The 7654-nt window shown below is 53.4% G+C and carries 10 protein-coding genes; all 10 read right to left on the bottom strand.

The features are described 5' to 3' along the window. Window positions 1–402 (bottom strand): M15 family metallopeptidase (locus B3P58_RS11495; RefSeq protein ID WP_286717635.1); only part of this gene is annotated, 402 nt, incomplete at its 3' end. 227 nt (window positions 403–629) lie between these two features. Then, the gene (locus B3P58_RS11500) at window positions 630–1019 is read right to left on the bottom strand and encodes an EF-hand domain-containing protein (RefSeq protein ID WP_145469277.1); all 390 of its coding nucleotides are present in this window, start codon (window positions 1017–1019) and stop codon (window positions 630–632) included. 225 nt (window positions 1020–1244) lie between these two features. Beyond that, a complete protein-coding gene (locus B3P58_RS11505; protein ID WP_286717637.1) occupies window positions 1245–1814 on the bottom strand; it encodes a HupE/UreJ family protein in 570 nt (189 codons plus the stop codon). Window positions 1815–1989: 175 nt separating this feature from the next. Beyond that, the gene (gene ureG, locus B3P58_RS11510; RefSeq protein ID WP_230330780.1) at window positions 1990–2631 is read right to left on the bottom strand and encodes an urease accessory protein UreG; all 642 of its coding nucleotides are present in this window, start codon (window positions 2629–2631) and stop codon (window positions 1990–1992) included. A 179-nt stretch (window positions 2632–2810) separates the two neighbouring features. Then, window positions 2811–3509 (bottom strand): urease accessory protein UreF, encoded by a 699-nt coding sequence (locus B3P58_RS11515; protein ID WP_286717639.1) that lies wholly within the window; start codon window positions 3507–3509, stop codon window positions 2811–2813. Next, window positions 3499–4035 (bottom strand): urease accessory protein UreE, encoded by a 537-nt coding sequence (gene ureE, locus B3P58_RS11520; RefSeq protein WP_286717641.1) that lies wholly within the window; start codon window positions 4033–4035, stop codon window positions 3499–3501. Before ureE ends, B3P58_RS11515 begins: the two co-directional genes overlap by 11 nt. A 36-nt stretch (window positions 4036–4071) precedes the next feature. Further along, entirely contained in the window at window positions 4072–5784 is a 1713-nt protein-coding gene (gene ureC / locus B3P58_RS11525; protein WP_286717643.1) for an urease subunit alpha, read from the bottom strand. A gap of 10 nt (window positions 5785–5794) precedes the next feature. Next, on the bottom strand, window positions 5795–6106 hold the full coding sequence (locus B3P58_RS11530; protein ID WP_286717644.1) for an urease subunit beta: 312 nt from the start codon (window positions 6104–6106) through the stop codon (window positions 5795–5797). Window positions 6107–6165: 59 nt separating this feature from the next. Continuing rightward, on the bottom strand, window positions 6166–6468 hold the full coding sequence (gene ureA / locus B3P58_RS11535) for an urease subunit gamma (protein ID WP_145469284.1): 303 nt from the start codon (window positions 6466–6468) through the stop codon (window positions 6166–6168). A 46-nt stretch (window positions 6469–6514) separates the two neighbouring features. Then, window positions 6515–7399, bottom strand: coding sequence for an urease accessory protein UreD (locus tag B3P58_RS11540; protein ID WP_286717645.1), 885 nt, complete (start codon window positions 7397–7399; stop codon window positions 6515–6517). Window positions 7400–7654: the final 255 nt, after the last annotated feature.

Raw genomic sequence — 7654 nt, forward strand, 5'->3', positions numbered from 1 at the left:
GATGGTACCCATATCCAGCTCCCGGCCGTCGCTGTCGGTCAGTGTCAGGTCGGCGGTACTGCCGCGCGAGTGCGAGGAATGGCTGAACAGATAGCCCTGTTCAAACAGTTGTGGTTTTTCCAGTGAGGGATAAAAGCGGTCTTTGGTGCGGAAGTCTTCGGCACGGCTGGCCCAGCGTAAAAAATGGTCGACCGCACGTTGCGGACGATAAGCATCAAAGATTTTTAAGCGCAGGTTTTGCTGACGGAGTTCTGCTGCCACATTGGCCAGAGCTTCTGCCGCCGGACGGCTGAGCAATGCACAGGCCTGCTGGTAACCATCCACCACAGCACCAATAAAGTTATCGTAACCGGCGTATTTCAGGTCGATCAGAATGTCAGGAATATGCTGGTCGAGGCGCACAAAGGATGGCCGTAACTCATGTGCAGAAAGTGGTGGCTGGTGGTTTGCGGAGGAATTGCCATTCTGAGGCTGAGGCATTGTTGCGTATCGCGGCTGTTGAGGTAATGGCTGCAGTGTAACGCTTTTTCTGCCCGCTGACTGTTCAGCTTATGTATAAGCCGGATAAGCGCTGGTCGCGACTTGTGTTAATCGGGGCAGGCGGCTTTTATGTACCGCCTGCCTGCGGACTACTGCTGCATATTTTTCTTATGCATGTTCTGCATATTCATCATTTGATCTTTACGCATATCCATCATTTCCTGCTGATGCTGCATCTGGCCATTCTTCAGCTCATCGGCGCTCAGCTTACCGTCGTTATTGGTATCAAACTGGCTGAACATGGGGCGGTTAGCGGCGCCTTTCATCGGCATACCGGCGGCAGAGTTGTTTTGCATGCGTTTGTCATGGGCGGCATTGAATTCAGCTTCAGAAATGCTGCCGTTTTTATCGGTATCGTAATCGCTGAAGGCCATCGGCCCACGGGCAGGAACATCGGCGGCCTGAGCACCAGTGCTCAGTAAAAATGATACGGAAAATAAGACGGATAAGACGGGTAGGGCAATATGACGTGTTTTCATGGGAGCCTCCTTTAAGGGCTGCAAACACAGGTGATACCTGTTTACTGTAGCGCTATGACGGAGACATGATCACGACTCAGATCAATAAATGATCAGCAGATGACTGCACCGTGAAAAGCGGTTATTAGCGTTCACGGCACAGGGCTCCGTTATCTGCTGCATAACCCTTTGCCGGAGAAGCGTTTATGCAGCAGATAACCGTTCGGCAGCAACTCAGGCCGGCCCTCAGGCTGCGCCTAAAGCAATACCGGTCAGAGCAATCACAGCACCGGCAGCGCGGCGGCTGATATCTGCTGCTTTGCTGTGACCAAAGGCGGCCAGTGCATAGCCAGCCGCATGCAGAGCAGCAGTCGCCAGCAGGAAGCCCGCGCCATAGGTCGCCAGAGTGCTCATTGCCGGCATTTCAGCGCCGTGGGCAAAACCGTGGAAAAAGGCAAAACCACCGGCCAGCAGAGCACCGGCCAGAGCGCCTTTTTTCAGGTTAAAGGCAATCAGAGACCCGAAGACCACCACAGAGGCGGCAATCATCAGCTCGGTAAACGGCAGCTGCAGGCTGCTGGCTCCGGCCAGAGCACCCACTGCCATCATGGCAACAAAGGCCAGTGGCGTCGCCCAGCGGGCAGCACCACTCTGGCGTGCGGCCCACAGACCCACCGCCAGCATCGCCAGCAGGTGATCCAGCCCGGTAAAGGGGTGCGCAATACCGGCAGCAAAACCAGACACTTCATGGCCGGTATGAGCAAAGGCCGCAGCTGGCATCAGCAGGGCGGCGGCAGAGATCAGAACTTTTTTCATAGGATTCTCCTCAGGAGTTTTTTACAAATTTAAATAACCGGCAATACAGATTGTCTGAGCGTCGCGAGCGCCGGTGAGACAAGGCAAAAATAACTGAGGGAGCGGAGTGCAGTTGGCCTGCATGAGCATCCCGAAGGCATTTTTAACGCCGTATCACCAAGCGCAGCAGCTCAGATCAGACGACTGCTTTAGCGGGTGGGATGGTCTTTTGCTCCAGCATCCCCTCGGTCACAATAAACTGAATAATATCGTCCAGCCCCTGCGCCTTTTTCAGGTTTGAAAATACAAAAGGGCGTTCGCCGCGCATTTTTTTCGCATCGCGGTCCATCACATCCAGATCGGCACCCACCAGTGGCGCCAGATCGGTTTTATTAATCACCAGTAAATCGGAGCGGGTAATACCCGGGCCACCCTTACGCGGAATTTTGTCACCGGCGGATACGTCGATCACATAAATGGTCAGGTCGGATAATTCCGGGCTGAAGGTTGCACTCAGGTTATCGCCGCCGCTTTCAACAAACACCACATCCAGATCGCCGTGACGTTTCATTAATACGTCGATAGCCGCCAGGTTCATTGAAGCATCTTCACGGATCGCGGTATGCGGACAACCACCGGTTTCCACCCCCATGATGCGGTCGGCTGACAGCGCTTCATTACGGGTTAAGAACTCGGCATCTTCTTTGGTGTAAATATCGTTGGTTACTACCGCAATATTGTAGTGATCGCGCAGGGCAGAACAGAGTGAGCGTAATAATGCTGTTTTGCCGGAGCCGACCGGACCACCGACACCTACGCGTAATGTTTGTTTTTTCATTTTGTTCTCCAGTAATTCTGAGTCTTGCTTAAATTTTTAATCGTGTAATACAGCCAGCGATGAGGGTGTTAGTGAAGCAGTCAGGACGCGGTAAAAATTATCGAAGGAGCGCAGTGTCGTTAGCCTACATGAGCATCCTGAGAAAATTTTTAACAACGTCCTGACAATGCAACCAGCCCTCATGATCGGAACAGGCGTGTGTATTGCGTCTCATGTTTCGCACTGGCAATCGCCAGTGCCGGTAACGAGCCGCCAATTTCTGCTTCATCCACGTCTTCTGCAGTGCGGATAGTGGCCGGAATCAGCGTCTGTAAATCACTTAATAATTGCTGCGCCTGAGTCTGACCCAGAGGTACCAGCTTGGTGGCAGCGGCAATCTGATTTTCCAGCCAGGCGAAGGTCAGACCGGTGGCGGCGGCAGTAAACGGAATCTGCCACTGCACCGCCGGATAGGCATACAGCGCAACAAAGCTGACATCGCCCTCTGCCTCACTGGCATAACGCGGCAGGGTAACGTCCAGCTGTTTTAATAAACGCACCAGTGCTTCGCCCATGGCGGTATCGGTAAGGCGTAATTCGCTGGTTTCGCGGCTGGCCAGAATTAAATCGTTCCAGCCTTGCCAGGCTTTTTCATCGGCCGCGCTTACCGCCTGCATCGCGCCTTTTAATACCGGTAAATCAATCAGTGCCTGGGTTTCGTGTAATTGCAGCGCAATCCAGTCACGGGTGTTTGCCATATTACTGACCCAGCCTTTTTCCACGGCGTATTCCAGCCCCTGAGAAAAGGCGTAACCACCCACCGGCAGGCTGACACTGGATAGCTGCAATAAACGCAGCAGCCCCGGTGTTGTCAGCGCCGCGTGGTTATCAGTGGTCATGTCCGTCACCGTGCTCGTGCCCTTTACCATGTCCGTCTTTATGGCTGTGGCCGTGGTGATGATCATGATCGTGGGAATGACCATGCGAATGCCCGTAACCGGGGGCATAAGCGCCGGACTCAGGTACAAAGACGGCGTGTTCATGGCTGACCATCAGTCCAAGTAAATGCAGCATATCTTCCAGCACATGATCCGGTTTTATCCGTAACCAGCGCTCACCCACTTCTACTTTTACATGGCGGTTGCCGAGGTGATAACAGGCTTTGGCAAAGGTTTGCCAGTCGTCGCAGCTGGCGTGGGCAACATCTTCTTCAGCGCCTTCAATTTTTACGATTTTGCCATCAGTGGCGCGTAAAAATTCACCAACCAGTAAGGGCTTGCCACGCTCCAGAAACAGACGTACTTCTTCGCCGTCGGTACTGGTCAGACGCAGACGGCCACGGTCGCGCTGTTCGTAGTTCAGTACTACCGTAGCGCTGACCGGATCATGGCAGTGGGTGCCAAGGCGTTCATAAACTTCCAACATAAACAGTCCTTAAAACAGTGCTTTTACATTGCACGTTTAAAATAAGTTATACAGTTGCGCCAGTGGCAGTTCGCTGGCCGGTTCGCAGGTCAGTAATTCGCCGTCGGCACGCACTTCATAGGTTTGCGGATCAACGCTAACGTCCGGCATCCAGTCGTTCAGAATCATGTCTGATTTACGGATGTTTCGGGTGTTTTTACAGGCCGCTAAGGTGCGTTTGACCCCAAGTTTTTCACCGACGTTATTACTTAATGCCGCTGCCGATACAAAGGTCAGACTGGTGGCGGCAGCAGCTTTACCAAAGGCACCGAACATCATGCGGTAATGCACCGGCTGTGGGGTCGGGATGGACGCATTCGGATCGCCCATCGGCGCTGCGGCAATCATGCCGCCTTTAATAATCATGCTCGGTTTGGTGGCAAAAAAAGCCGGCTTCCATAACACCAGATCGGCCAGTTTTCCTTTTTCGATGGAACCCACTTCGTGGGAAATACCATGAGCGATGGCCGGGTTAATGGTGTACTTGGCGATGTAGCGGCGCGCGCGGAAATTATCGGCGCCGATCTCCAGATCTTCTTTTAATAAGCCGAACTGGGTTTTCATTTTATGCGCCGTCTGCCAGGTGCGGGTAATCACTTCGCCCACGCGGCCCATGGCCTGAGAGTCGGATGAGATCATGCTGAAGGCGCCACGGTCGTGAAAAATATCTTCAGCGGCAATGGTTTCTTTACGGATGCGCGAATCGGCAAAAGCAACGTCTTCAGGAATGCTGCTATCGAGGTGATGACAGACCATCAGCATATCCAGATGTTCATCCACCGTATTACGCGTATAAGGACGCGTTGGGTTGGTGGAAGAGGGCAGCACATTGGGGTAAGCGCAGGCACGGATAATATCCGGCGCATGGCCACCACCGGCACCTTCGGTATGGTAGGTGTGAATTACGCGGTCTTTAAATGCACCAATGGTGTCATCAACAAAACCGGATTCGTTCAGGGTGTCGGTATGAATGGCAACCTGCACATCGTATTTTTCCGCCACGCTCAGACAACAGTCGATGGATGCCGGAGTGGTGCCCCAGTCTTCATGTAATTTCAGACCGCAGGCCCCGGCTTCCAGTTGTTCTTCCAGTGCTTCTGGCAGGCTGGCGTTGCCTTTGCCTAAAAAGCCGAAATTCATTGGCATATCGTCGGTGGCCTGCAGCATTTTGCCGATGTACCAGGGGCCGGACGAACAGGTGGTGGCGTTGGTGCCGGTCGCAGGCCCGGTGCCGCCGCCAATCATGGTGGTGACGCCGCTCATTAAGGCTTCTTCGACCTGTTGCGGACAAATAAAATGAATGTGCGCATCGATACCGCCAGCGGTAAGAATGGAGCCTTCGCCGGCGATCACTTCGGTACCCGGGCCGACAATAATATCGACGTTATCCTGAATATCCGGATTACCGGCTTTACCTACGGCAAAAATACGACCGTCTTTAATACCGACGTCGCCTTTCACAATCCCCCAGTGGTCCAGCACCACGGCATTGGTTATCACTAGGTCGACGGTTTCAGCACTGCTGCGCTGGCTCTGACCCATACCATCACGGATGACTTTGCCGCCGCCGAATTTCACTTCGTCGCCGTAGGTGGTGAAGTCTTTTTCAATCTGAATCAATAATTCAGTATCGCCGAGGCGCACTTTATCGCCGGTGGTAGGGCCGAACATCTGCGCGTAGGACGTGCGGTCCATGGTTTTATTACTCATGTGCTTTCCCTCAGTTATCCAGCTTGCCCATTACTTCACCGCGGAAGCCGTAAACAATACGGTCTCCGGCGTAGGCGACTAATTCCACTTCACGGCCCTGACCCGGCTCAAAACGCACGGCTGTACCCGAGGCAATATTCAGGCGGAAGCCCCTGGTTTTTTCCCGCTCAAATGACAGTGCCGGATTGGTTTCGTAAAAATGATAATGGGAGCCGACCTGAATCGGACGATCACCGATATTCTCAACACGCAGACGAACCGTTTCACGGCCTGCATTTAATTCGATATCGCCTTCGCCGACGATAATTTCACCTGGGATCATGTTCTTTCTCCTGTAAACCGTTAAGCATCTCGGCTGAAGCCGTTTAAACGCAGGCAGTTTTAAACAATGGGTTCATGCACAGTGACCAGCTTGGTGCCATCCGGGAAGGTCGCCTCTACCTGTACCTCATGAATTAATTCCGGCACACCGGGCATCACCTGATCGGCGCTCAGCAGTGTTTTACCGTACCCCATCAGCTCGGCCACGGTTTTGCCATCGCGTGCGCCTTCCATAATTTCCATGGTCAGGTACGCCATGGCTTCCGGATAGTTTAATTTCAGACCACGGTTCAGGCGGCGTTCTGCCAGCAGGGCTGCGGTAAAAATCAGCAGCTTATCTTTTTCGCGCGGTAGCAGTTCCATCGTTCACCTCAGTTAATCAATCAGTTCTTTAAATAATCAGAAATAATCAGGTTGCCCAGATGCGTGGTGCGCAGGCCGGGCGTTGCATTAATTGCGGGCGGATAATCGCCCAGGCGTCACTCAGCAGCAGACGAGCTTGTTCGCTGCAGGTGCCGAGATAACGCACGCTTAAAAATTGGCCGTTCAGGCTGACACCGGCCAGTTGGTCGGCGCACAGCTCCTGAAGTTGTCCCAGAGCCTGTTCACAAAAGCCCTGAGTAAAAGGTCCGGCCACTAACAGACCGTGTACCGGCATGCCACGGAAACCGGCGGCGGCATTTAATAATTCGCTGTTACCCGGATGCAGGCTCAGGCGCTCATTCAGCAATAGCTGTTGCTTATAATAAATACGCAGCCCTTGTTTCAGCGTGGTGTGCTGACCAAGGTCATCCAGACGGCTGCCATTGGCGGGCAAACCGAGGCTGACAATATCCCAGCCGATATAGCGGCTGTTTTCACCCAGATGGACTTCGGTTTCCAGTTGCGCACGGGATGACGGAAATAAAATGGTTTCCAGTGGCATCCATTCCAGTGCCGCGTTGCTCTCAACTCTCAGCTGTACTTTCTGCTGCTGCAGCAAACCATCGGCACGGGCGCGGTAAACACGTCCTGCTCCGGGTGTTGTTACCAGCACATGGCTGTTTTCACCGGCACTGACATTAATGGTGAGAAAATCACCCGATACCATGCCGCCGGGCGGATGCAGCAGATACAGGTGCGCACAGTCCGGCCCTTCCGGATAAAACGGCTTTTGCACATAAAGAGGGCCGTTATGTTCGCACTGCACCAAACGGGTGCCTCTTTCTGTCTGGCGCGTACTCAGCTGTAACTGCGCGTTCCAGTATGGTGCATCAGCCTGCGCGCTTAGCAGCGGCTGAACGGGGTGATTCAAGCCGTATCTCCTCTGTTTAGTCAGAACCAGCCCAATAACAACGGGCCGTAATGGGTTATGCCGGGTTGTTAAGCAAGAGGGATACCATATTGACTGCTTAGTCAGTTTTTTTAGCGGCAAGGTGCCCGGTTAAGGCCTGCAGATAGACAGAGATGTGCAGGTAAACAAAGGTACGCAGGGCGTGCACAACATAGGGGAGTACTGTGCGCCAGGAAGGCGCACAGTGGCCGAACAATATCAGAGGCCGGACAATAT

It is taken from the genome of Thalassolituus sp. UBA2009, assembly GCF_002335285.1.
GTDB lineage: Bacteria > Pseudomonadota > Gammaproteobacteria > Pseudomonadales > Oceanobacteraceae > Venatoribacter > Venatoribacter alkanivorans.